This window comes from Treponema sp. R8-4-B8, from assembly GCF_054786175.1.
Map to the genome: position 1 here is coordinate 1 of NZ_BDHE01000010.1, position 22,081 is coordinate 22,081.

Sequence of the window (22,081 nt, forward strand, 5' to 3'; positions counted from 1 at the left end):
GCCGAAGGAGTTGCGGAACGGCTCGCCAAAACGGTAAACAAACCGTGGAGAGGCGAAGAATTCATCCCCGGGCGTGTATTCAATTAAAAACCATTCGCCCATTGAAGGTATTGTCTGCGGGTTTACGGCGACGCTGAACAGGTTTCTGACTGCTTCCACGCCGCCCTGTTTTTTCGCAGGTTCGTATATGTGGCGGGGGCCGAAGTCCATGTTGGTCATTAAATACGGCTCCGCTATTATTCTTGGAAAGAGAAATGCGAAACGTCGCTCGTCAATTTTTTCAATGTCGATGTGGGCTTCGCTGCCGTCCGGCATTGTTAAGAATTGCCCGTAATAACTTGAGCTTTGAAAGTCGGGGTCGCCGGCTATTTCATCGTACCAAAAGATTACGTCATCGCTTGTTATTTTGACTTTTTTACCAGTATTATAGTAGCTCCAGTATACGTCGTCCCTTAATGTGAAGATGACTTGCATTGTGCCGTTTTTTTCGTCAACTTGTATTTGCGCGGAAGCGACTCTGGGTTTCCAACTTCTTGCCACAACGTCGTATTCCAGAAGATAATCCGTCATGCAACCTACTACCGAGGATGTGGAGGAGTCCTGTTCGGCGATGAGGTGGTTAAAGCTTTTTGGGTCTTCGTTCATTACCGTAAACCATGTTCCGCCTATTTTTCCGGGGATGAATTCTTCGCCTCTCCACGGTTTGTTTACCGTTTTGGCGAGCAGTTCCGCAAGTCCTTCGGCACTTAGCGCTTCTAGTTCCGCTAGGGACATTTCTTCTTGTTTTGTGCAGGAGGCGGAAAAGAATAGTATTAAACATAGACATAATGCTATTATTTTCATATTGTTATTATGACGAGATGGGTGGGAAATTGCAATTAGGGAATTAGCAATTAACAATGAAGAAAGAGGAAGAATTTTTAACCACGAACCAACACGAACAAGGGAGAAGAATTTGGACATCCGTGTACTACGTGGTTTTATTCTTAAATAAACACATATCTACCTTGCAAGGCAACACTGCGGAAAATACTGCACAACCCTCTAAACGGTATAGGCTCCTTTGAAGTATCATTATGATGTATAACTTCAATCCTCCGTCAGCACTTGTTTTGCACATGTTTTGCAAAATAGTGAAAAACTAGGAAATCACGCCTCTACTTCAATAATGGTGACTTCTCAAAAACATGTTAATTCCTTATCACATAAGGAATTAGCCTTCTGCGCCCGGCCTGGCTCGAACAGGCTACCACCAGATTCGAAGTATTTCACATATCGCACTACTGAAAATCATTACGCACTATTAAGAGTTATTAAATCATAAAAGGGCAAAGGATTACAAGAGGGGATAACATATATAAAGTTATTTAAGCGTATTAAGCAATATTAAAAATTACGGTTTTTTATGTCATTTTTTGTGTCGATATTTTCTGCTAATATCGCAGAGACAGCCCCGAAAGCAACGGCACAACATAACAACACATTATTATATTAAATGGCAAAGAAAACTTGATAGCGTCAATCCTCGCGCGTTTTGGGGCATTTTAGAAAATGTCTGTAAGGCATAAAAAACAGTCCGATACGCTTTATTTGTTATGCGCTATTTCCGGGGCAGTTGTATCTTACCCATTTCTAGGTTTTCCGTGGGTAGGCATGGAAGTCTCGCTATGGAACCTAAAATTTTTCTCTCCTGTTATCTGGACGAAGTTACCCGGTTCCCCTGTAAAAGCGACAACAACCTTGCCGTATTCGCCGGGCTTGATTTCCGCGCATAAATCCTTGAATTTTGCGTCTTGTTCTGCCGTTAATTCCATTATTGATTCTCCCAAATCATAAACTTTCGCATTTCCCCGGCAGAAAACGCTTATAAACTAAAATATATCACAAGTTAATTAATATTTGCTATTTTTTCGGCAATCCATAGTGATTGTCAAGCGTTTTCTGCCGGTTTTTCACTTCTTGCCCTTCGCTTTTTTAGGTATAGAAACAACACCGCCGATCACTGTGCCCTCAGATGACTTAAATAATGTTTCATAAGTAAAACCTAGAGCTTCGGCAATAACCGCAAGGTCTGTTTTTTTGAAAGTGTCATTTTTAACCTTCTGATTAAAATTGGCAGGCGTATCACCTAACAATCTGGCTAATTCTGCCTGACTTATTCCCTTATGAGCGCAAGCCATTTTTATCATTGTTTCATTATCCATATAATCCCCTTGTATATTATATAGTCTATTTTCTTTACATTGTAAAGCATAAAAAACATAAAATTAAGGCTTTTACTATACAAGATATAAGCAGAAAACCTACATTTTAGCAAAAAATGTAGGTTTTCTTGAAAATAATTTAGAATATTACTTGACAACATTAAGTAAATCACTATATATTATTAAGTATAAAGAGATTATGGAGGTATGAAATGAAAAACAGAGAAATGAAAAGCAAAGTAGTAACACTGGCCAACCGGCTTGCTTCGCGCATGGGCGGGGATAAGAGCGCGGCTTTCGTGAAAGCTTGGGCAATCGTAAAAGCCGGCGGCTTGGAACTGGCGGTAAAAGGTACTTCTTTTGGCAACAGGCAGGAAGCGTTAAAAAGGCTTGCTGCTTACAAGCCGGATCAGATTAAGGCGGTATTAGTGCCGGAAGAAAACAACCCCGCAGACAAGAATGCCATAGCGGTACTGGTCGGGGTAACCAATGGCAAGGGCTTGTATCGGCTTGGCTATGTTCCGGCAAATTTAACTGCCGTTATTTCGGTACTGGGCGCTAAACTTCCGGCATTGCGGTTAGTGTCCGGCACATGGGGCCGCACTCACAAAACGACCTTCGGGGCGCGGGTCGCCCTGGCGGTATAGCACATAACATCGTGAAGCCCTTCGGGGCTTCCGGCTGGGGGCCGTATGGCTTCCCATAAATTACGGAAAGGAGAAAACATTATGAAAAAAGTACCCGCTGACAATAGCGAAAATTGTTTCAAAAATCTCATAACGGCAATAATAAAACAAGCCATAAAAGACGGCGCGGTGTGGTTTTTTAAAACCGAGAGAGGCAAGGGTTACTGCGCCGCCGTTGGTATTAATCCGGTTAAATTAATGGGGGGGATAGTATGAAAACAAAAAACAAAGAACCGTATATCGACTATGACAAGGCGGCTTTTCTGACGCGCCTTTATGATTTTATCAATCGCGCAAATCAAATGCGCGAAGACGTATACACGCAACTTGACTATATGGACCATTTATTTGGAATGATGCAGGAACAAATCAGCTTTATGAAACAGGCGTTCGCGCCTGTTGGAAATCCAAACGACAGGGTAACTTTTTATGAACATGACATTGAAGCGTTACGGTCCTACGCGTGGTCTGCGGGGCTTACCAAAACACTCTGGGAAAAACTGAAGGATCAAAATTTCCGGCACCGCTTTTCTGGTTTTATAAATATTCCGGTACAGAAAGACGAAATTGAGGATCCTCCAATTTTTGACAAAAATGGTGAATTTCTGATACCGCCTAAAAACACAAAGCCTGCAAGGGCGAACGCTCCGGGGCGCATGCCCCGGAAAAGAAAAGAAGGATACAACGCATGATGACTCCTATGACATTGGAAGAAGCAACGAAGTTTTTAGGTTATACACGTTCATATATTTACAAACTTGTGCATTGGAAAAAAATCCCATGCCACAAGCCAACCGGTGGCAGAGGCAGGCTTTTTTTCAAACAAGATGAGCTTGAAGAATTTTTATACCGTAACAAACAGTTTGCCGACTATGAAATAGCAGAGGCCGCTGATGCAATCCTAAATGGTGAAACTATATGTAAAAATACAAAGTAAAAATATTTTGCGGCGGTTTTCATTATCTTTTTTCCGTTGTTCCGAAAGCAGCATATTTAAGACCAAGTTCACGTCTTAATTGCTCTGCTATTCTGCGGCGTTCCTTTGGATCATCAGGAATGTCATAGGCGTGTTCATGTATCCATTCCGCGACTGATTGCAAAGCGGTTTTTTGCGTTCCGTCCCTCATGTTTTCGGTGATCGTCTTAATAATTTGAATCGCCGTTTTACTGTTCTTGCAAATTGCCATTATTCATAATCTCCCTTAATTTGGCGTCTATCGCGCTGTCTGTCAATTCTATGCTTTCTTTTGGCCGCCCGTCCAAGCGGTCATAAATATACTTGATTGCCACAATATCGCCTTCATCAACCGCCTTGCTGATAAGTTTTTCCGCGAGCGCGTGACGAAGCAGCAAAGTTTTTTCCGTTTTGCCGTCAGTTATTTTCCTTTCCTGATCCAACGCCCAATTCAATATATCGGTCATGCACTCTCCCTTTTTTGGGCGTCCTTTTCTGTTAATTCGCGGATCGTTTTTCTCAAACGGCTTTCCCATTTCCTTTTTTCCCTCTGTTATTTATCAGTTTTACAGCAGAATATATAATGTTCGGGGCAGTTTGCCATATCATTGTTCATTGCGGATAAGGCACTCCCCATTTCCTCTGATAATCCGCTTTCGCTTCCGGCGTTTCCCCGCGCATTTTCACATTTTGCCGCCACTCCGCTCTTGCCTGACTGTCATTAGGTCTTTCTGTTCCGGCAACTCCTTGATCTTTAGTACTTGCGGTCTGGTCTCCACCTGCGCCTCCGCTACTACTGGAAGCGTTAATATTTGTAGTGTCGGATTTGACGATTTTTATTTTTTTGAACTCCATTGTAAAGGGAAGGTTCGCGCCTGTTTCCACATCGCGGTCAATTTTGAATGAAGTGATAACCATGTTAGGAAACGTCTCCAATCCAAGTACAACGTCAAGCAATTGTTTTGATTTTGAAAGTTTTTTTAATTCCTGATACGCTTGTATTACCCTTGCCATTCTATCAGGGGCTTGTAGATTTGAAATAGTATTGCCGTCTATTGTCATCACTTCAAACGCTGCATTTCCAATAAATGCTTCAACCGATACAACGTCTTGATCTTCAACAATGTTATCCGATACATTACTGCCTTCTTCTACAGGTATTTCCGTAACCGAATTAGAGAACTGGTAATGCTCCGCTATGAAACAGTCCACTACAAAAGTGCCTATCATTTTTTGAGGTATTTGGTATTGAAAAGCGATTTCTGCCATATCATTTCATCTCCTTTTGTCTTTATATTTTTTCCCCGCCATACGGCGCGGCGTTATCATTAAACAGAGGGCCGTCATTGGCATATCCCTCATTTCGGAGGGCGGTATCCAATTCCCGGATCGAGCGCGCGATCACGGCTACGCCTCCCATGCTCCGTACTTTTTCCAAGAAAGCCGATTGCTCTTGTGAGAGCCGCCCATGCGCTGCCTTGATTTCTACGGCTAGAAACCGCCCGTCCGGCAGTACTCCGATTATATCAGATGATCCCTTACGCCCAAAATGAAGCCACCTGTCCGGGGCAATGCGCACTGCCCCGCAAGGGTTATTCCAAACGAAGAAACCGTGCCGTTCCAGATACAGCAGACAGTCAGCTTTGATGCGTCCTTCGGGCGTCAAATTATCATCTCCTCTTAAAAAACAAATAATTTTGTTGTTGTTCACACACAAAAAACAACCCATTGTTGTGTAACAACAATTTTTTTATATGTGCATTTTTATTTATATTCTCTTTTACATTTACCTTTACCTTTACCTTCTCCTTTACATTGCTATTGTTTTATTCAATAGGGTGCTATTGTTTTATTCAATAGGGTGCTATTGTTTTATTCAATAGGGTGCTATTGTTTTATTCAATAGGGTGCTATTGTTTTCATTCCGGCATTGATAAACAATGCGGGAACAATGGGTTAGTTGGTTAGTCATTACGGAGTTTTTCAAGATTCGGATCGGTATTATGATCATATTCCCAACCATATATGCCAAATTCATCCGATAAACCACGGTCAATCATTCCTCCCTGAATAAATTTACATGGATCACTTGAAATATATTTGCGCTCATAATCTCCCTTGTTTACCAAATAATGGATATTCCGTAAAGCCTTATATATTTGTTTTTGAGTGTATGGGCAATTATCCCAGAATTCATTCCACCATTCTTTATCCCATATTCTGTAGTGTTCAGAAAACGGATCGCCCCATTGCTCCCATATTTGTAAAAATGTTTTTTCCTTGTAACCGATTACATGATCGTCATCTACACTTTTTTTTTACCAGCATTTTTATTTCCGGCTGGTGCGCCGCCTTTACCTTGAGAACCGCCTTGATGTCCCAAAAGTTTTCTTTTGTTTGACGCATTTATCGATGATTTTGCCATTTCATATATTATGCCCTGCGGCGGTGCTAGTTCGGTGTCTTTATCATAAAAACAATACTCGCACATCGCATAGACAACCGCGCCGTATTGCTCTTTTGTCAGATTGTATTTTTTGGCAAGTTCATGCCAATCCTTAAAAAATGTCAGGGATATAATTTTATATTTTTCATTGTCTGCCATTATTACTCCTGTTTGCGAGGATTACTTCTTCGCCTTTACTGCGGCGGCTTCAATTTCCCGCGTATTTTCTGTGGTGGTGTACAACACTTCCGTAACCCGGCCGTCATGGACTTTAGCGGTAACAGAAACCGAGCCAAATTTTAATTCAGCGGCATTTACCAAAAGACGCGTAATCATCGCCTCTGCCTTGCTCTGGTTCATGCTTTCACTTCCTTAGTGTTTTTCTCAAGCCATTGAAGCAACACAGATTGCCGATACAGTACCCTGCGCCTCACCTTCGTTCTAGGGATTTTTAAGCTGTCCAAAGTCGCCATACATACTCCCAAGTAATTGGCGGCCGCCTTCCTCGATAAAACATTGTCTTGTAAAGAAATGGTATTCATAATTCCTCCAAAATGAAATTTTCTAAACACAAAAAAAGCCGCCACCCATCTGTCGGAAAAAAAGCATGGCTTATATCCATGCCTATCCCCGGCAGGATAGGTGACGGCTGTCCGTGTTTAGTTATCTTTTATACAATTACATTATACTTATGTAATGTTATTTTGTCAAGATGTTTTTTATTTTTTTCTCTTTTATTTTACGCAATTAAATACTGAATAAGGATAAAGAAAGACAAAGAAAGACAAATAATGAGAATAAAAGAGTTAAAATTGCACATAACATTTCAATTGCACATAACATTTCAATTGCACATAACATTTCAGTTATGCATTTGCCCCGAAGGTATTAAACTGCCAAAGGTTTCAATCTGCGCCTGCTGTATCCGTTCTCTGTCTCCGGCTATACGGTGTTCCCCGTAATGGTTTAGCATTTCATCTGTCAGGTGTCCTGTTTGCGATTTCAACAATTTCTTTTCAAGTTTTCCCATAAGATATGTCGTATAAAAATGCCGCCAAGAATGAAAAACGTATTTCTCAGCCTCATTTTCTGAAAAGCCGCTTTTTACTAGCGCAGCGCGGAGTCCTTTTACAAACATCGCGCCTTGCATAGGAACACCGTCTTTATACTCCGTCCAGAAAATAAAGCTATCAGGAGATACGCCCCAAGGGTTTTTCTTCGCCAGATCAATAAGCCCTAGCAATATACCAGGAAAAGGCAGTTCAACAGTCCGGGGCTTGTTGTTTTTTGGAAGTTTCAATCCGTCCGCGCCGCCCCATGCGCCCCGTACATAAAGACAGTCAGATCCCAAGTCCTGCAGACGCAATGCTAGGATTTCGCCCTGCCTCATGCCTGTAACGGCAGACAGCATATTGGCAAGTTTCGCCCTTTCGTCCTTCCACTCAACACGGAAAACGGCGGTTGCGGCGGCAGGAGATAATACGTTCCGTTCTTGCGTTGCGCCGGAGAAAAGAAGATGTCCCCTTGTCGGATCTGTTTCGATTTTCCCTTTTGAAAAAGCCCATCGGAGAGGTTTTGTTCCGGCCTTTATAATTCCATTTTTCCGTGAAGCCGATAAATCTTTCTCCCCTATGCGGTTTATAAAAGCGTCAATATCGGTCGCTCTAATATCGCCCAAAAAACGCCCTTTGAAAAAAGGCTCCCAATAAAGCGTTATAGCCTGGCTTTGGAGTTTGCAATGCCTGCGGTGTATGCCGTGGTTTTTGCGCCGCTTCTCTTTTATATACGGTGATTTTTCCCAATCCCAGAATTCAGTTAAAAACAAAGTAAAATCCTGGGCTGCCGGTGATTCGGCCAGCACATAGCTTTTTATCCATCCCGTCCGTTTCAATTCCTCGATCAGGATTTCCGCTTCGGCTTTCGTTTTTATTTTCCGCGCCGTGTCTTTAATGGACAAATCTTGAATTTGAACCCTTACGGTTTTCCGCTTTTGGGGTATCCCGTCGCGAAGCCATGCGAAGGCGGTTTTTAACGCCTCCGCTTCGGTCTTTTGCCGAGTACTGATTGCCGGATAATATTCCCCGGTTGCCTCGTTCTTGAATGACACTGAATAACATGGGCGGTCTGCCCTCTTGAAAACGGAGAACGGAAGATTTTTCATGTCCTAATCCTTGCTAACGGCATTGAAAAACGATTCCATGTGTCGTTTTTATGTGCCGTTTTCGTTATACGCAATGATTAAGAACGCCCTTTGTAGGGTAGTCCTCCCGCTAATTCCTTACAACGTAAAGAATTAGCCTTCTGCGCCTGGCCTGGCTCGAACAGGCTACCACCAGATTCGAAGTCTGGTACTCTATCCAGGTGAGCTACAGGCGCTGGAGTCTTAGGGTGGATGACGGGGTTTGAACCCGCGACGACCAGATCCACAATCGCAAAACATCCATTGGAATTAGCCGTCCATACGGCTCCTTAGTGGCATATTATAGTAGATAATTATTAAAGTCAACCAGAGAATTCCACAGATATTGAATATTTTCTCATACTATTTTCTATATTGAAAATAGTATATTTCAATTTTTTAGATTTGTTCATATAACAATATAATATTAATCAAAGATTTGGATAAAAAATATTTTTTGAATAAAATTAAAATTTATAAAAAAATGGGAATTAAAATGATAAGATTTATTCAGGAGAAAAATTATGAATTGTATTTACAATAGAAAAGAAGCGGCGCAGTCCCTACGTGTTTCTGTCGAAACGCTAGACCGTTACCGCATGGCGGGCAAGTTATCTTATCATTTAATTGGAGATAGAATAATTTTCACTGAATCTGACCTTTCGGAATTTCTTACTTTTTGCAGTATCAAGGCAACTTTAACGTCTAGCGAAAAAGAATTAATTAATGAGGAGGTAAAACATGAAAATTCCTAAAAAAATCCTGAATGAATTCGAAAAAGAAACGGATAGCTTGCTTTATGGAGAAGTAAATTTATGTCTGTTTTTACGAGATGGAAAGGGTCGTTTTGAGTTATCAAGAAGAAGAACTCTGCCAGATAATATGAAAATCATTGGTTTAAAAGCCAATGAAGAAACTAAAAAAGGAGAAAAAAATGAAAATTAAAATATTAGAGAAATTTTTTAGTCATGGTCATGTTGAACAACGGAATTCTGAAAAAAAAATTAACATTATGAAAACGTCAGAAATAAAAATTCATCCGGAAATATCAGGATTTTTTTCTATAAAAAAAGATGTGAAAGAAAAAATAGTTTCTTCTATGAAACAAACTGGTTTTGATCCAGCTGAACCCGTAGTTATTGGAAAAATAAAGGGATTGGGAGAATTTGTCGTTGACGGGCATACAAGATTGGAAGCGGCTAAAGAAGCAGGCCTTGAAGAAATTTTTGTAGATTTTAAGGATTTTGATTCTTTAGAAGAAGCAAAGCATTACACTTTTAAAAGACAGGCAAGCCGTAGAAATTTAACACAAGGAGAAATTCTAAAAGCTGCAAGTCAATTAATTAACAAGGTTAATCGTGACGGGTCGGGAAGAAGTTCGGAAATTTTAAGTAAGGAACTTGGGATTTCGCCCAGTACAATGGCTCACGCAAAAATTGTAAATGACAATGCTGACGATGAAACAAAGGAAAAGATTAATAAAGGAGAAACTACAATTAATAAAGCGTATCAAAAATTAAAGGGTGAAAAGCATAAAAAATATGAAAACGAAAATAATGTTACTTTATCAACCGAAATAGTTAATTTAGACATAGAAACAAATAATTTTGATACAATAGAAAATTTAGATAAAAAGGATAAGTCTGTTATTGAAGAAAAAAAATCGCTAAAAACTACTAATAATAAAAAAAAGGAAATCAAAAAAAAATTAACTAATATACCGGACGATTTTGTAAATATTTTAGAAATAATAAATTACTTAATTGAAAACGGTCAGAATGAAGCGGCAAAACTTTTGGGAAATTATAAAAAAGATATAAAATAATCAAATAGAAAAATAAATTTTCCAAGAAGCCTTGTTAAAGCTTCTAGGAGCTGTCACAAGTTAAAAATAATAAAGCGTAAGGAGAATAATATGAATTATCAATTTATACATATTGAAGCTGTTTCCAAGGCAGGAAGAGATGTCTTCCGTACTATAAACAATAAAAGAATTAAAATCGGAAATATATCAATTGATAGTGTTTTAGGAGAAGCGAGTAGAGAAAACGGATACATTTCTCATATCGAAAAACCTTTAAAACCAGTCGTTGTTTATGGAGATAAAAAAAATGGATTTGAAACAATTCGACAAAAATTAAAAGTGTGGTACGATGAAACAAAAGATGCAAGAGAGCATAAAGTAAGGGTAGACGCAAACGCATTATTGGCAGGAGTAGTTTCATGGCCTCCAATTAACGATAATGAAGATAAAAAGGAATACGATAAAAAAATTGCTTCTTTTGAAAAAGACTTAATTAAATGGTTAAAAAAAGAATACGGCGATGATTTAAATTTAGTTCTTCGGCATGATGACGAACCTTTCCACGGACAAAACGCAGGGAAAAAACACCCTCACTGGCACTTTTTATGTGCAAAAAACCCTGGACAAAAATTTAATCTTCATCCCGGTTTTTTAGCTCGATCTGAATATAATATTTCCCGTAAAGATCGCAAAAATATGTCTGAAAATGAACTATCAAAAAAATATAATGAAGGTACAAAGGCTTACAAGGAAGCAATGGTTGGCTATCAGGATAATTTTTACCAAGAATTAGGAAGGTTCTATGGATTAGAACGGTTTGGACCAAGATGGCTCAGACGTTCACGAAGCGAACAGGTAGAACTTGAAAACTATATTAATAATGAATTAGAAAATGTTAATAAGGTTAAGGAAGAGACAGAAATTTTATTTAAACAAGCAAAGTCAAAAGAAAATGAAGCGCAATTAATTAAAGATGATGCTGAAAAAAACAAAAAAATAATTATCAATGAGGCATGGGAAAAAGGGAAACAAATAAAATTAGCTGCAGATAATACTAAAAATAATATTATTAAATCAGCAAACATTGAAAAAGAAAATATTATTAAATCAGCAAACATTGAAAAAGAAAAAATTATTAATTCAGCAAAAGCTAAAAATGAAGAAGCAGACCAAAATAATAAAGAAGCAGATATTTATTTAAAACAAGTAAAAACTAATTTTCAAAAAATTAATAATTTTATTATTATATTAAAAGAAATATTAATATCAATGGCTAATCCTCAAGCTAATAAAATATTACAATGGGTAAATAATTATTTTCTTCCGCCAAAATCAACTATTAATAAACCTATTTAGAAAAAAACTTATATTAAGAAAATAAATATTAAAAAACCAAGAAATTTATTTACTTATATTTTAAAAAAATTTAAAATAAAATAGGTATGCACTTGACAAACACTTGACTTTGTGTTATAATTAAGGTATAATATATCCTATGGATTTAGTTGAATTTGAAAAAAAATTGGGTTCAGAAGAAGATTGCAGAAATTATATTTTTAATCTCAAATATCGAGAAGGATTTTTTGCTATAATTGTGGAAATACGGATTATTAGATTGTAAATGACAATTTGTTTACATGTAAAAAATACAGACATCAAAATCATTTGACCGCTAACACTTTTTTTCAAGATACTCATAAGCCTTTGCATTTATGGTTCAAGGCTATGTGGTAGGTTACTTCTCAAAAAAATGGTACAAGCGCGTTAGGTTTGCAAAGAATATTGGGTATTGGGAGTTATAGTACAGCTTGGACTTGGCTTCATAAGCTGAGAGTCGCTATGGTACGTCAGGGAAGAGAAAAACTTAAAGGGACGATAGAAGTTGACGAAGCTTTTATTGGAGGAAAACAATCAGGAGGGAAAAGAGGTAGGAGTACTGATAATAAAGTTCTTGTTATTGTAACGGTTGAAAAAGGTGAAGGTAGAAATGAAATAGGAAGAATAAGAATGGGTGTTATAAATGATGGCTCATCTAAAAGAATTGATGCGTTTTTAGAAGAATGTGTTGAAAAAGGTTCAAATATTATAACTGATGGATGGTTAGGCTATAATAATATAGAAAAGCTTGGTTATAATCGTAAAATAATGTCAGAAAAAGGAGAGGAAAAATTATTGCCAAAAGTACATCTTGTTATTTCTTTGCTTAAAAGATGGATTATGGGTACTTTGCAAGGTTATGTCTCTGATCAACATATTGCTTATTATCTTGATGAATTTACATTTAGATTTAACAGACGAAAGTCTATTAAACGTGGAATGTTATTTTACCGTCTTTTGGAACATGCTGTTATTATTGACATGGTAATAAATAATGATATAATAAAAAGAAAAGGCGAATAATATTTATTTAAATGAGGGTTATAATGAATAATTTAGTAAATATCTTGATAAAAGATCGCAGTTTGCCTTCTTTATTTACTTTTGTTGATTTTGAAAAAAGAGGATATGATAAAATTCTTTTTGAAAAAGAACTTTTAGAGGGCTTGGAAAAAAAATATATTGACCGCGTATACGGCGATATTTATACGCTTGATTCTAAATATAGAAATACAGTTATTCCTAAATGTGTTTTATCACAAATGATTGATCCCGATTCTTATGTAAGCATGCAATACGTTCTGTCTGATTATAACTGGATACCAGAAATGATATTTTCGGTAACAAGCGTAACGCATGGTCAAGATAAAATGGTTGATACTTCACGCTACGGCTCTTTTATATATATTCCATTGTATAAAGATATTAATCCTGCAGGTATTTATATTGAAGAAGATTTTGAAGGAACATATAAAGTTGCGAAACCGTTAAGGGCTTTGTGTGATCTTTTGTATTTTAAAAATAAGAACTGGCCGTGGTGTATTGATAATTTATATGAAGTTTTAAGAATTTCTGAATATTCCCTTAAAGAAGACTTGACTAGTAAAGATTTTGATGAATTACAAGGTGTTTATAAAGATTGTAAAATTGAAAGATTTCTTGAAATATCCAGAGTGGAATTAAAATTATGAATAATTTGTATGAATATACTAAAAATAGGCTTGTTTCTAATAATGATGAAATAAAAAATGATAAAGATTTGTTCAGATGTGAATTACGCGAAATTATGCAAGAAATAATACTTCCCGGGTTGTCTGAAACAGATTTTTTTGAAAATAACGTTTTTCAAGGTGGAACTGCTATTAGAATGTTATACGGATTAAAAAGGTATTCAGAAGATTTAGATTTTACTATGAAAAACAATAATATTGATGATTTCTCATGGGTTCCTTACGGGGAGAAAATTAGAGAATACAGCAAAAAATACGGTGTCGATTTTTTGTATGAAATGGATCATGACAGATTTGGAAATAAAATAATTAGATTAAGAAGCGATTCTCTTATAGGAATATTTCATAAAAAAGATATAGTACCTGTTGAATTCACTTATAAAGGTAATAGGAAAAAAATTGAAATTAAATTAGAAACTAATTATTCTGTAAATACTTTTATAGACGAAATAAAAGAAGCTGATAATTTTAATAAATGTAATGTAAGAGTATTTGATTTGCCTAGCTTGTTTGCTGGTAAATTAAATGCGGTATTAACAAGAGAAAAAACAAATACAGAATCAAAAATAATTGAAAGAATAGATCAAGGTAGAGATTGGTATGATTTTATATGGTATGTTAATAAAGGAATTAAACCTAATTATAATTTTTTGTCAGACAAATTAGATTATAAAGGTGATTTCAAGGGATTACATATAAAAGCGGACAGGGAATGGACGAAAAACGCTTTATTTAAAAGAATGGAAGGACTTAATTTAGATGAATTAAATAATGATATAAAAACAATAACGTTAAATAAATATAGAATATTGTTAAATAAAGAACTATTGACAAATATAATAACCCAGTTAAAATAATTAATATAGATTATTTTAGTGTATTAAAGTTACAACGATAATTCACGCAGTGAACCATAGATATACCGACTAGTGTTCACCTAACGGTGAACGTCGGCAAGGGCTACGCCCTTGACCCGTGTCCCTTCGGGACACCCAACTCTGGCGGGATTCCCGCCAGAGTTGGGGCTGTCCAAGAAGTAACATTTTTGGGCAATTTTTTTTCATTAACCCTGAAAGTGACGTTCTTTATTTCTAAAATTCTAAAACGTCTAGAATTTTACCGGTGTTGTTATGCCGTTTTTTCCCGAAAAATTGGTGTCAGTTACTCAATTCAAGTTTCATCAGCGGATTTTTAAGCAAGTCGGCAAGGTTAATTTTTTTCCGTGTTGCAGTTTCCAATACGCCAGTAAAAGTGCCGTACATTGTGTTCTTTCCGTCATACTCATAGATAAAATAATTATGCGTGGGCGTGTAATAGTGTAGATATGTATGTGAAGGTTCATTATCCTTTGTTTCGCCAAGTTTGGGTATTTGAGGAACTAAACAATAAAGCCTGTCCAAAGCTACGGCATAAGCCCCGATATAATGCAAAACATGGTCAAGTTGTTTGGGAGGTATCAAATTAGAAACCGTAAAAGGAATAGTAGGTAAAAGCGGTATCTGCTTTTGATCGAAGCGGTCAAAATCTACCAAGCCAGTAATCCCTCGTTTTTTATAAAATGCCCCTGACGCTTTCCAATTTTCTGGAGTATCGGCAAGCCCTGCCACAACTGCGTTCTGGTCAATGTAATTATCAATAAAATTATACTCATCATAATTTTTAACCGCTCTTGAATAAAACCTGTCCCCCCACAGATGATCGATTGAACCATGAATAAAATTCCACCTCTTTGCCGTCATAATTTTTAACCATTGCATAATGGCACTTAAATTTGTTTTCGGTGGCGGTTGGATTAAAAGGTGAATATGAGTAGGCATAACACAAAAATTTGTCAGCCGGAAATGAAACTTATCTTTAGCGTCCTGTAGGGTAATGAGCATAATTTTTCTCCCCAAGTTATTCTCAAACACCCTAATTTTATCATTTGTTCGGGAAGTAACGTGGTAAAAAGCATTGTCAATAAGCACTCTTGTTTTTCGCATAAATACTCCTCGCCTATATATGGCGTGGAGTATGCGTTTTGCTTGACTTTAGCGGAAAGATTTTTTAATATTTTTTAATTAGCCGTCCTATACACCATATCTAGTGTACCCTGACAGGCAAGGTACACTAGCGAATTTGGGTGTCAGTTACTTCTGCGCTACCTTGTGGACAGATTTTTTTACTTTGGTAAAACTACAGAATATTAAAAATTCAATTCAAGTTTCATCAGCGGATTTTTAAGCAAGTCGGAAAGATTAAACTTTTGCCTTGTCGCTGTTTCCAATACGCCAGTAAAAGTGCCGTACATTGTGTTCTTTCCGTCATACTCATAGATAAAATAATTATGCGTGGGCGTGTAATAATGTAGGTATGTGTGTGTAGGTTCGTTTTCCCTAGTCTCGCCAAGTTTAGGTATTAATGGAACTAAATTATAGAGCCTGTCCAGAGCAACGGCATAAGCCCCGATGTAATGTAAAATGTGGGCAAGTTGGGCAGGGGGTATCAAATTGGAAATTGTAAAAGGAATGGTAGGCAAAAGCGGTATCGGCTTTTTGTCGAAGCGGTCAAAGTCTACCAAGCCTGTAATGCCACGTTTTTTATAAAAAGCCCCTGACGCTTTCCAATCTTCGGGGGTATCGGCAAGCCCGACAACAACGGCGTTTTGGTCAATGTAGTTATCAATAAAATGGTATTCCTCATCGTCCTTGACAGCCCTAGAAAAAAACCTGTCCCCCCACAGGTGATCTATTGAGCCGTGTATAAAGTTCCAACGCTTTGCCGTCATAATTTTTAGCCATTGAATAATTACGCTTAATTTGGCTGTCGGGGGCGGTTGTATTAAAAGATGAATGTGCGTGGGCATAACGCAAAAATTTGTCAGCCTAAAATGGAATTTGTCTTTAGCGTCCTGTAGGGTAATAAGCATAATTTTTCTGCCCAAGTTGTTCTCAAAGACCCTGATTTTATCATTAGTTCGGGAAGTAACGTGGTAGAAAGCATTGTCAATAAGCACTCTTGTTTTTCGCATAAATACCTCCACAATTTCTTTTGCTATTTTAGCGGAAGACTCGAGCAAGCTCGGCTTCCGCTGAATACGATAAATGTTTTTTTACAAGACCGTAAAAAAGATTTACAATATATATATGGCGTGGAGATGTCATTTTGCTTTACTTTAGCGGAAAGATTTTTTAATTTTTTTTAAATTGCCGTCCTGTACGCTATATCTAGTGTACCCTGACAGGCAAGGTACACTAGCGAATTTGGGTGTCAGTTACTCGGCGTGTCCTGTTACCAACTACCGGTGGTATTGAACTTAATAGAACCATTCCCATTGGAATCTGCCTGTATATAATACTCCTGCCCTGCCGTTAAACTAACGTAAGTTCTTCTGGTTGAGTAACTTGTTTCATATAACTGTATCAGGTCTATAAGTGGACCGCCGCTTGAGTCATACACAAGAACATTAATAGTCCCGCCGTTCATAACAATATAATGCCCATTTGCGGTTGCGGTGAACTTGAACCAATTCGTAACCCAACCTGAGCCATAGTATTTGCCCGGGACATCAAATGTAAGCGTGGTTATGTCTCCTTCGTCGGGTAACATTGCTGGCACTATCGTGCACGTACCAAACGCAATCTTGTATGTGCCGCTGTAAGAAGCTGGCGATAACTTTAAATAAAATTCCTGCCCTATGTTTACATTCAAGGAGATGGTTACATTCAAGGATAAGGCAGTGGCAGTGCCAAAACTTATTTGGCTTCCAATCGCAGCGCCGCTTGAGTTATACAACTGACACCACAGAGAATATCTGTTCGACTCCGTCGGTGTGCTGAAATTGACGTGTATGTATTGCGTACTTGCGGTTGCGGTGAACTTGAACCACTGCTCATCGTTTTCTGTTGGAAGATTGCCGTCTGCCCACGTATTGGCGGTAAGTTGGATTATTTCGGGCGGATACCATGTTGCATTGAACACGATTCGGTATGTGCCGCTACCATCGTCTGGCCGTACCTTTATATAGTACACCTGCCCTGCCGTTACAGTCTGGGAAACATAACGTGATGTATACCTAGATAAATAGCTATTGCTTCCAACCTCAACGCCGTTTGAGTCATACAACTGAACAGACATTCGAGTCAGCGTGCCGAAACTGGCGTGTATGTACTGCGTGCTTGCTGTCGCGGTGAACTTGAACCACTGTTCATCGTCTGACGTGGGAAGATTGCCGTTAGCCCAGACATTCTCGGTAAGCGGGGTTGTGCCGCCGGGCGAGACAATTGAGGCAGTGAACCCAATCCGGTACATGCCGCTGTCGGAACCGTAAGGTCGTACCCTTATATAGTACTCCTCTCCGACCGTTAAAGTCCGGGAAACGTATTTTGTAGTGCCATATAAATTACTCTCGCTTCCGACCGCAGCGCCGCTTGAGTCATACACTTGAACATACAGATCAGTCAGCGTGCCGAAACTGACGTGTATGTACTGCGTGCTTGCTGTCGCGGTGAACTTGAACCACTGCACATCGTCCGATGTGGGAAGGTTGCCGTTAGCCCAGACATTCTCGGTAAGCGGGGTTGCGACTGACGGAAGGAATGCGGACTTATTAAACAAAATCTGGTACGTGCTGTCGCTTGCACTGCTAGTCCATACGTTTATAGAGTATACCTGCCCCTCTGTAACACTTAGGGAAAGGTATTTGACTTCCACATATTCATTAACATAAAATGAGTTACCAACCGGATTGCCGCTTGAGTCATACACCTGAACATTCACACTAAAACCTTGCGAGCCTTTGACGTGTACATACTGCGTGCTTGCGGTTGCGGAGAACTTAAACCGTTGTTCGCCGCCATATCCACCGGCAAGATAACCGTCAGCCCACACATTCTCGGTCAGCGTGATTGGCAGATTTAAGGTATACACTGCCGTCATTATATCGCTGTTGTTCCAGCCGTCTTTAACGGCTATGGCTTTCAGGGTGGTTGTCGTGTCAATACTTATCGCTCCCGAATACAACGAACTTGAAGCCGTGGGGTTTGTTCCGTTGGTGGTGTAGTAAATCTTCGCGTCTGCGGTTGTGGTGTTTAAGGTAACGCTCTGCACCGAAGTATAAGTACCCGCTGACGGTGATGCAGTTGGCGTTGCCGCTTTTGACAGGGTAGCTCCGTTAATGGTGATTGATAACTGCTTTGTGACGCTTCCGGCGGCATTAGTCGCTTTAACGGTAAATGTAGATGTTGCCGCTGTTGTCGGCGTTCCTGTAATTGCGTTTCCTGTAATGCTTAAACCTGTCGGCAATGTACCGCCGTCAAGAGTCCATGTAATGGGCGTGTCTCCATTTGCCGTTAATGTTTGATTGTAAGCCGTTCCCACTACGCCGTTGGGCAATGATGCGGTGGTGATTGTCGGGGCTGTGCCGCCGATTGGAGCAACGGTTACTGTTACCGTGTAATCTTGGGTTGAGTTGTCATGCGCTGTTACGGTGTAAGTAACAGGGACGGTAAAGTTCTGCGCTCCTGTCGGGATGTAACTTGCTCCTATGTGCGTAACTGTCGGTGTGAGGGCGGTTACTGTTGTTCCGAAGGGTACGGTAACACTGATTGTCTTTTCGGTTTCATCTATTGTGCCTGTCGCCAATGGGTTTGTGAAATAAAAGGCGGTTATGGCTTTTGCACTGACTGAGGCAATAGTTACGGTTACGGCGTAATTTTGGGTTGAGCCGTCTTCCGCCGTTACAGTGTAGGTAACTGAGTTGGTAAAGTCTTGCGCTCCTGTCGGGCTGTAACTTGCGCCCGTGTGAGTAACCGTCGGCGTGAGGGCGTTTATTTCCGTTCCGTAGGGTACGGTTACGCCGATTGTTTTTGCGGTTTCATCTATTGTCCCTGTCGCCGCCGGACTTGCAAAAGTAAAGGCGGTTATGGCTTTTGCGGAACTCTTTGGTATGCCGCCGCCGTTACCGTCATCGCAAGCCGCCATTGATAACCCGATTGCCGCTACAATGAGGGCAATCCCTAAAACTCTAAATACATTCTTCATACAAAACTCCTTGTGTTGATATATGAAAAAGCCTTAAAAGGCGTTTTTCCAAAATAATGCCTGACGCTGGTGCGGTTGCATATATTACTAACGACACTACAAAAAAGTGGTGTCAGACACCCTGCGTGTCCAGTTACTCGGCGTTACTCATTGGGAATAAGACCCAATTCTGGAGCAACATAATCACGTAAATAATTACGAATTTCTAAAGCCGTGGCATTCATATTGATATAAATAACTCGTTTTGCTCCGTCTTGGTCAAAACTATTCACATCGTCCACTATACGATATTCTTTAACCTTATTTTTCATCACATGCTTATATAAGGACGGCAATGCACCATATCCGGCTGCTATATTACCTGACGCTGTTTGTGCTTGTGCGTCAGTAACTCCTTCCGTTTGCCAAATTGGTATTTGGGCGTTGGTGTCAAATTCCGTTATGTATCCGACAGGCCAGGTATACACTGCGGTAAATATTCCGCTGTCGTTCCATTCGCTTTTAACGGCGATTGCCTTTAATGTTGTTGTCGCACTTATAGAAATTGCACTGCTGTAAAGGGTACTGCTTGCGGTTGGGGCTGTGCCGTCAAGGGTGTAATAAATGCTTGCACCTTCGGTTGTGCAGTTTAGGGTTACGCTTTGCGTTACTGTGTATGTGCCTTCCGCAAGGTTTGCGGTCGGCGTGGCGACTGTTTCCTTCCATTTTGCATATAGGTCAATGTTGGCGGTTACGGTGTCTGTTGCAAAGTTCCATTGTGTGGTAAAGGCGGTTTCTTTGAACCAACCGTCAAGGGTATTATTTGGCTTCGACACTTGCGGTTCTGTTACTGTTTTGCCTTTTTCGATTGTTTGCTGGGTCGGTTCGGGCGTTCCTCCGTTGGCGTGGAATGTTACGGTAAATGTTTCGGGCGTTGTGTCATCACTTCCGCAAGCGATGAGAGCCATTGTGATTATTGCCATTGCAATAAGTCCGATGTGTTTGATTGTCGTTTTCATTTTTGTTTCTCCTCTTTTATTAACCTACCCCACATAGAGCTTGTAGAAAAACAATAAATATCGCATAACAAAATAAAAAATTGACATAAGAAGAAAAACCGCGATATAATAAATTTATTATGGCAAGATATAAACATAGCGAAGCGGGAAACGGGCAGGGATTATTTTTGTCTGTAAATCTTAAAGAACAACTTCTGCCCGGGACATTTGAGTACATGCTGAATGATCTAATAGGAAAAAGAATAGACATAAGCATGTTTGACAAAAACTACAAGAATGACCAAACGGGAGCGAAGGCCATACCGCCTGGAGTGCTGATAAAGCTCATCATATACGGATACTTAAAAGGCGTAAAAAGCTCGCGCGGGCTGGATGAATTAAGCAGGAATAATATAACGGCCAAAGCCCTCGCGGAAGACATGGAACCCCATTGGACGACGATAGCGGATTTCATATCAGGCAACGGCGTGCTGTTTGAGGAAACATTTGTAAAGGTATTAGCTTACTGCGCGGAATTAGGGCTTATAGGCGGACAGGAATTCGCGGTTGACGGACTGCGGCTGCCGTCGAACGCGTCGCTGGAAATGACCGGAAGGGCGGAAGAACTGGAAAAGAAACTGAAAGTGTATCGCCGTATGGCGGAAAAGCATGTGGCGAAACACCGTCGGCAGGACGAACAAGGAAAAGGGGACGAAGAAACTGAACGGCATTATCAAGAACGGCAGAAAAAACTGAACAGGCGGATAGAAAAGATAAGCGAGTTTTTGGAAAACATGGAAAAGAAAGAAGGGAAAAGAGGGAAAGAGACGAGGTCGAACGTGACCGACAATGAAAGCGCGCTTATTTACAGTTCCAAAGAATACATACAGGGATACATAGGTTTGGCGGTATCGGACAAAAAAGAACAAATAATAATAAGCGCGCGGGCGGTAGGCGACGCGCACGAAGGCCCGCATTTTCCGCGGATGCTGGACGGCGCGCTGGCTAATTTGAAAGAAGCGGGGGTAAAAAAAAAGAAGAGAGCAAAAATGATAATGCTGGCTGACAAGAATTATTTCAGCGAAGAAAATTTGAAAGCCTGCAAGGAGCGCGGGGTGGAAGCGGTAATAGCCGACTTGGAATACAAAAAAAGGCTTGAAACAAATGAGAACAGGAAATATAACGCGGATGAATTTAAATACAACAAAAAAGGCGATTATTATAAATGCCCGAACGGAAAGAAGCTTGCTTTTAAAAAAACTGATACGGTAGGCGGGCATGAAGGGAGAGTGTATAAAGCGAACGTGAAAGACTGCCGCGTTTGCCCGCTTGCTTCGAAATGCCTGAAGAGCAAAAAAGATCCAAGCAAATTAATCGGCGGGCGTGGGTTGTTTATATCCGAGCGCAACGGCAGCGGGAGCTTAATCCGGGCGTTGCGGAAAAAACTGAACACCCAGGAATATCAGGATCTGTACGCGTACCGGATACAAATAATCGAACCTGTGTTTTCTAATATCGCCTACTGTAAAAGACTGAATCGTTTTTCATTGCGGGGAACTGGGAAAGTAAACGGCCAATGGCAGCTCTATTGCATGGTTCATAATCTTGGCAAATGCCTGAAAGGGTACAACTTAATGAATGGATACGCGTAAGAAACGGATAAACCTTACCGGAAGTGGTAACGGATATTTAAAAATAATTG

At 39.6% G+C, this 22,081-nt stretch carries 25 protein-coding genes, 1 tRNA gene and 2 pseudogenes; 12 read left to right on the plus strand and 16 right to left on the minus strand.

All coding sequences use genetic code 11. The features are described from left to right. From ACYVRA_RS03050 to ACYVRA_RS03060, 3 genes and pseudogenes are all read right to left on the minus strand, one after another. Positions 1 to 843, minus strand: a pseudogene (locus ACYVRA_RS03050) (ABC transporter substrate-binding protein); the annotation flags it as partial. Between the two features lie 779 nt (positions 844 to 1,622). Continuing rightward, a complete protein-coding gene (locus ACYVRA_RS03055; RefSeq protein ID WP_461251278.1) occupies positions 1,623 to 1,814 on the minus strand; it encodes a hypothetical protein in 192 nt (63 codons plus the stop codon). Positions 1,815 to 1,952: 138 nt separating this feature from the next. Then, a complete protein-coding gene (locus ACYVRA_RS03060; protein WP_461251279.1) occupies positions 1,953 to 2,204 on the minus strand; it encodes a helix-turn-helix domain-containing protein in 252 nt (83 codons plus the stop codon). Positions 2,205 to 2,416: 212 nt separating this feature from the next. Here ACYVRA_RS03060 and ACYVRA_RS03065 point away from each other — a divergent pair, with 212 nt between their 5' ends. The 4 genes from ACYVRA_RS03065 (at position 2,417) to ACYVRA_RS03080 (ending at position 3,827) form a co-directional block, all read left to right on the plus strand. Beyond that, positions 2,417 to 2,851 carry an HIRAN domain-containing protein gene (locus ACYVRA_RS03065; protein ID WP_461251280.1) on the plus strand — a complete coding sequence of 145 codons (435 nt, stop codon included), beginning with the start codon at positions 2,417 to 2,419 and terminating at the stop codon, positions 2,849 to 2,851. An 81-nt stretch (positions 2,852 to 2,932) separates the two neighbouring features. Beyond that, positions 2,933 to 3,106, plus strand: a complete 174-nt coding sequence (locus ACYVRA_RS03070; RefSeq protein ID WP_461251281.1) for a hypothetical protein — start codon at positions 2,933 to 2,935, stop codon at positions 3,104 to 3,106. Beyond that, positions 3,103 to 3,582, plus strand: coding sequence for a hypothetical protein (locus ACYVRA_RS03075; RefSeq protein WP_461251282.1), 480 nt, complete (start codon positions 3,103 to 3,105; stop codon positions 3,580 to 3,582). The genes ACYVRA_RS03070 and ACYVRA_RS03075 overlap by 4 nt, the downstream gene beginning before the upstream one ends. Then, a complete protein-coding gene (locus ACYVRA_RS03080) occupies positions 3,579 to 3,827 on the plus strand; it encodes a helix-turn-helix domain-containing protein (RefSeq protein ID WP_461251283.1) in 249 nt (82 codons plus the stop codon). The genes ACYVRA_RS03075 and ACYVRA_RS03080 overlap by 4 nt, the downstream gene beginning before the upstream one ends. 22 nt (positions 3,828 to 3,849) lie before the next feature. Here the strand turns inward: ACYVRA_RS03080 and ACYVRA_RS03085 are convergent, their stop codons facing one another. The 9 genes from ACYVRA_RS03085 to ACYVRA_RS03125 all read right to left on the minus strand — a co-directional run bounded on the left by ACYVRA_RS03085 (position 3,850) and on the right by ACYVRA_RS03125 (position 8,667). After that, entirely contained in the window at positions 3,850 to 4,077 is a 228-nt protein-coding gene (locus tag ACYVRA_RS03085) for a hypothetical protein (RefSeq protein ID WP_461251284.1), read from the minus strand. Continuing rightward, a complete protein-coding gene (locus tag ACYVRA_RS03090; RefSeq protein ID WP_461251285.1) occupies positions 4,055 to 4,381 on the minus strand; it encodes a DUF5681 domain-containing protein in 327 nt (108 codons plus the stop codon). Before ACYVRA_RS03090 ends, ACYVRA_RS03085 begins: the two co-directional genes overlap by 23 nt. A 76-nt stretch (positions 4,382 to 4,457) precedes the next feature. Further along, the gene (locus ACYVRA_RS03095) at positions 4,458 to 5,114 is read right to left on the minus strand and encodes a phage baseplate protein (protein WP_461251286.1); all 657 of its coding nucleotides are present in this window, start codon (positions 5,112 to 5,114) and stop codon (positions 4,458 to 4,460) included. Positions 5,115 to 5,136: 22 nt separating this feature from the next. Next, positions 5,137 to 5,556, minus strand: coding sequence for a VRR-NUC domain-containing protein (locus ACYVRA_RS03100; protein WP_461251287.1), 420 nt, complete (start codon positions 5,554 to 5,556; stop codon positions 5,137 to 5,139). Positions 5,557 to 5,809: 253 nt separating this feature from the next. Beyond that, positions 5,810 to 5,974, minus strand: a complete 165-nt coding sequence (locus ACYVRA_RS03105) for a hypothetical protein (RefSeq protein ID WP_461251288.1) — start codon at positions 5,972 to 5,974, stop codon at positions 5,810 to 5,812. A gap of 176 nt (positions 5,975 to 6,150) precedes the next feature. After that, positions 6,151 to 6,450: a hypothetical protein gene (locus ACYVRA_RS03110; protein ID WP_461251289.1), complete on the minus strand. Its 300-nt coding sequence runs from the start codon at positions 6,448 to 6,450 to the stop codon at positions 6,151 to 6,153. Positions 6,451 to 6,471: 21 nt separating this feature from the next. Then, the gene (locus tag ACYVRA_RS03115; RefSeq protein WP_461251290.1) at positions 6,472 to 6,651 is read right to left on the minus strand and encodes a hypothetical protein; all 180 of its coding nucleotides are present in this window, start codon (positions 6,649 to 6,651) and stop codon (positions 6,472 to 6,474) included. Between the two features lie 502 nt (positions 6,652 to 7,153). Continuing rightward, positions 7,154 to 8,452 (minus strand): tyrosine-type recombinase/integrase, encoded by a 1,299-nt coding sequence (locus ACYVRA_RS03120; protein ID WP_461251291.1) that lies wholly within the window; start codon positions 8,450 to 8,452, stop codon positions 7,154 to 7,156. 141 nt (positions 8,453 to 8,593) lie between these two features. Continuing rightward, positions 8,594 to 8,667, minus strand: a tRNA-Arg gene (locus ACYVRA_RS03125). Between the two features lie 327 nt (positions 8,668 to 8,994). On the opposite strand from ACYVRA_RS03125, the gene ACYVRA_RS03130 reads away from it, so the two are divergent. The 7 genes and pseudogenes from ACYVRA_RS03130 (at position 8,995) to ACYVRA_RS03160 (ending at position 14,238) form a co-directional block, all read left to right on the plus strand. Then, entirely contained in the window at positions 8,995 to 9,225 is a 231-nt protein-coding gene (locus ACYVRA_RS03130; protein ID WP_461251292.1) for a helix-turn-helix domain-containing protein, read from the plus strand. Continuing rightward, the gene (locus ACYVRA_RS03135) at positions 9,212 to 9,415 is read left to right on the plus strand and encodes a hypothetical protein (protein ID WP_461251293.1); all 204 of its coding nucleotides are present in this window, start codon (positions 9,212 to 9,214) and stop codon (positions 9,413 to 9,415) included. The genes ACYVRA_RS03130 and ACYVRA_RS03135 overlap by 14 nt, the downstream gene beginning before the upstream one ends. After that, entirely contained in the window at positions 9,405 to 10,295 is an 891-nt protein-coding gene (locus tag ACYVRA_RS03140) for a hypothetical protein (RefSeq protein ID WP_461251294.1), read from the plus strand. The genes ACYVRA_RS03135 and ACYVRA_RS03140 overlap by 11 nt, the downstream gene beginning before the upstream one ends. A 90-nt stretch (positions 10,296 to 10,385) precedes the next feature. Then, a complete protein-coding gene (locus tag ACYVRA_RS03145) occupies positions 10,386 to 11,630 on the plus strand; it encodes a hypothetical protein (protein WP_461251295.1) in 1,245 nt (414 codons plus the stop codon). A 139-nt stretch (positions 11,631 to 11,769) separates the two neighbouring features. Then, positions 11,770 to 12,674 (plus strand): annotated as a pseudogene (locus ACYVRA_RS03150) (IS1595 family transposase). Positions 12,675 to 12,697: 23 nt separating this feature from the next. Further along, positions 12,698 to 13,342 carry a hypothetical protein gene (locus tag ACYVRA_RS03155; RefSeq protein ID WP_461251296.1) on the plus strand — a complete coding sequence of 215 codons (645 nt, stop codon included), beginning with the start codon at positions 12,698 to 12,700 and terminating at the stop codon, positions 13,340 to 13,342. After that, positions 13,339 to 14,238: a nucleotidyl transferase AbiEii/AbiGii toxin family protein gene (locus tag ACYVRA_RS03160; RefSeq protein ID WP_461251297.1), complete on the plus strand. Its 900-nt coding sequence runs from the start codon at positions 13,339 to 13,341 to the stop codon at positions 14,236 to 14,238. The genes ACYVRA_RS03155 and ACYVRA_RS03160 overlap by 4 nt, the downstream gene beginning before the upstream one ends. A gap of 300 nt (positions 14,239 to 14,538) precedes the next feature. Here ACYVRA_RS03160 and ACYVRA_RS03165 read toward each other — a convergent pair whose 3' ends face one another. From ACYVRA_RS03165 to ACYVRA_RS03180, 4 genes are all read right to left on the minus strand, one after another. Next, positions 14,539 to 15,363, minus strand: coding sequence for a transposase (locus ACYVRA_RS03165; RefSeq protein ID WP_461251298.1), 825 nt, complete (start codon positions 15,361 to 15,363; stop codon positions 14,539 to 14,541). Positions 15,364 to 15,566: 203 nt separating this feature from the next. Continuing rightward, positions 15,567 to 16,391 carry a transposase gene (locus ACYVRA_RS03170; RefSeq protein WP_461251299.1) on the minus strand — a complete coding sequence of 275 codons (825 nt, stop codon included), beginning with the start codon at positions 16,389 to 16,391 and terminating at the stop codon, positions 15,567 to 15,569. A 260-nt stretch (positions 16,392 to 16,651) separates the two neighbouring features. Continuing rightward, positions 16,652 to 19,402 carry a chitobiase/beta-hexosaminidase C-terminal domain-containing protein gene (locus ACYVRA_RS03175; RefSeq protein ID WP_461251300.1) on the minus strand — a complete coding sequence of 917 codons (2,751 nt, stop codon included), beginning with the start codon at positions 19,400 to 19,402 and terminating at the stop codon, positions 16,652 to 16,654. A 143-nt stretch (positions 19,403 to 19,545) separates the two neighbouring features. Then, positions 19,546 to 20,400, minus strand: coding sequence for a chitobiase/beta-hexosaminidase C-terminal domain-containing protein (locus ACYVRA_RS03180; protein ID WP_461251301.1), 855 nt, complete (start codon positions 20,398 to 20,400; stop codon positions 19,546 to 19,548). A 119-nt stretch (positions 20,401 to 20,519) separates the two neighbouring features. On the opposite strand from ACYVRA_RS03180, the gene ACYVRA_RS03185 reads away from it, so the two are divergent. After that, positions 20,520 to 22,031 carry a transposase gene (locus ACYVRA_RS03185; protein ID WP_461251302.1) on the plus strand — a complete coding sequence of 504 codons (1,512 nt, stop codon included), beginning with the start codon at positions 20,520 to 20,522 and terminating at the stop codon, positions 22,029 to 22,031. Positions 22,032 to 22,081 lie beyond the last annotated feature (50 nt).

Bases quoted from the DNA above. Each gene is read 5' to 3' on its own strand.
- ACYVRA_RS03155 (WP_461251296.1), top strand. From the start codon at position 12,698: ATGAATAATTTAGTAAATATCTTGATAAAAGATCGCAGTTTGCCTTCT.
- ACYVRA_RS03090 (WP_461251285.1), bottom strand. From the start codon at position 4,381: ATGGGAAAGCCGTTTGAGAAAAACGATCCGCGAATTAACAGAAAAGGA.
- ACYVRA_RS03160 (WP_461251297.1), top strand. From the start codon at position 13,339: ATGAATAATTTGTATGAATATACTAAAAATAGGCTTGTTTCTAATAAT.
- ACYVRA_RS03070 (WP_461251281.1), top strand. From the start codon at position 2,933: ATGAAAAAAGTACCCGCTGACAATAGCGAAAATTGTTTCAAAAATCTC.
- ACYVRA_RS03165 (WP_461251298.1), bottom strand. From the start codon at position 15,363: ATGCGAAAAACAAGAGTGCTTATTGACAATGCTTTTTACCACGTTACT.
- ACYVRA_RS03140 (WP_461251294.1), top strand. From the start codon at position 9,405: ATGAAAATTAAAATATTAGAGAAATTTTTTAGTCATGGTCATGTTGAA.
- ACYVRA_RS03130 (WP_461251292.1), top strand. From the start codon at position 8,995: ATGAATTGTATTTACAATAGAAAAGAAGCGGCGCAGTCCCTACGTGTT.
- ACYVRA_RS03185 (WP_461251302.1), top strand. From the start codon at position 20,520: ATGGCAAGATATAAACATAGCGAAGCGGGAAACGGGCAGGGATTATTT.
- ACYVRA_RS03085 (WP_461251284.1), bottom strand. From the start codon at position 4,077: ATGGCAATTTGCAAGAACAGTAAAACGGCGATTCAAATTATTAAGACG.
- ACYVRA_RS03060 (WP_461251279.1), bottom strand. From the start codon at position 2,204: ATGGATAATGAAACAATGATAAAAATGGCTTGCGCTCATAAGGGAATA.
- ACYVRA_RS03110 (WP_461251289.1), bottom strand. From the start codon at position 6,450: ATGGCAGACAATGAAAAATATAAAATTATATCCCTGACATTTTTTAAG.
- ACYVRA_RS03175 (WP_461251300.1), bottom strand. From the start codon at position 19,402: ATGAAGAATGTATTTAGAGTTTTAGGGATTGCCCTCATTGTAGCGGCA.
- ACYVRA_RS03135 (WP_461251293.1), top strand. From the start codon at position 9,212: ATGAAAATTCCTAAAAAAATCCTGAATGAATTCGAAAAAGAAACGGAT.
- ACYVRA_RS03095 (WP_461251286.1), bottom strand. From the start codon at position 5,114: ATGGCAGAAATCGCTTTTCAATACCAAATACCTCAAAAAATGATAGGC.
- ACYVRA_RS03080 (WP_461251283.1), top strand. From the start codon at position 3,579: ATGATGACTCCTATGACATTGGAAGAAGCAACGAAGTTTTTAGGTTAT.
- ACYVRA_RS03065 (WP_461251280.1), top strand. From the start codon at position 2,417: ATGAAAAACAGAGAAATGAAAAGCAAAGTAGTAACACTGGCCAACCGG.
- ACYVRA_RS03115 (WP_461251290.1), bottom strand. From the start codon at position 6,651: ATGAACCAGAGCAAGGCAGAGGCGATGATTACGCGTCTTTTGGTAAAT.
- ACYVRA_RS03145 (WP_461251295.1), top strand. From the start codon at position 10,386: ATGAATTATCAATTTATACATATTGAAGCTGTTTCCAAGGCAGGAAGA.
- ACYVRA_RS03170 (WP_461251299.1), bottom strand. From the start codon at position 16,391: ATGCGAAAAACAAGAGTGCTTATTGACAATGCTTTCTACCACGTTACT.
- ACYVRA_RS03075 (WP_461251282.1), top strand. From the start codon at position 3,103: ATGAAAACAAAAAACAAAGAACCGTATATCGACTATGACAAGGCGGCT.
- ACYVRA_RS03120 (WP_461251291.1), bottom strand. From the start codon at position 8,452: ATGAAAAATCTTCCGTTCTCCGTTTTCAAGAGGGCAGACCGCCCATGT.
- ACYVRA_RS03180 (WP_461251301.1), bottom strand. From the start codon at position 20,400: ATGAAAACGACAATCAAACACATCGGACTTATTGCAATGGCAATAATC.
- ACYVRA_RS03055 (WP_461251278.1), bottom strand. From the start codon at position 1,814: ATGGAATTAACGGCAGAACAAGACGCAAAATTCAAGGATTTATGCGCG.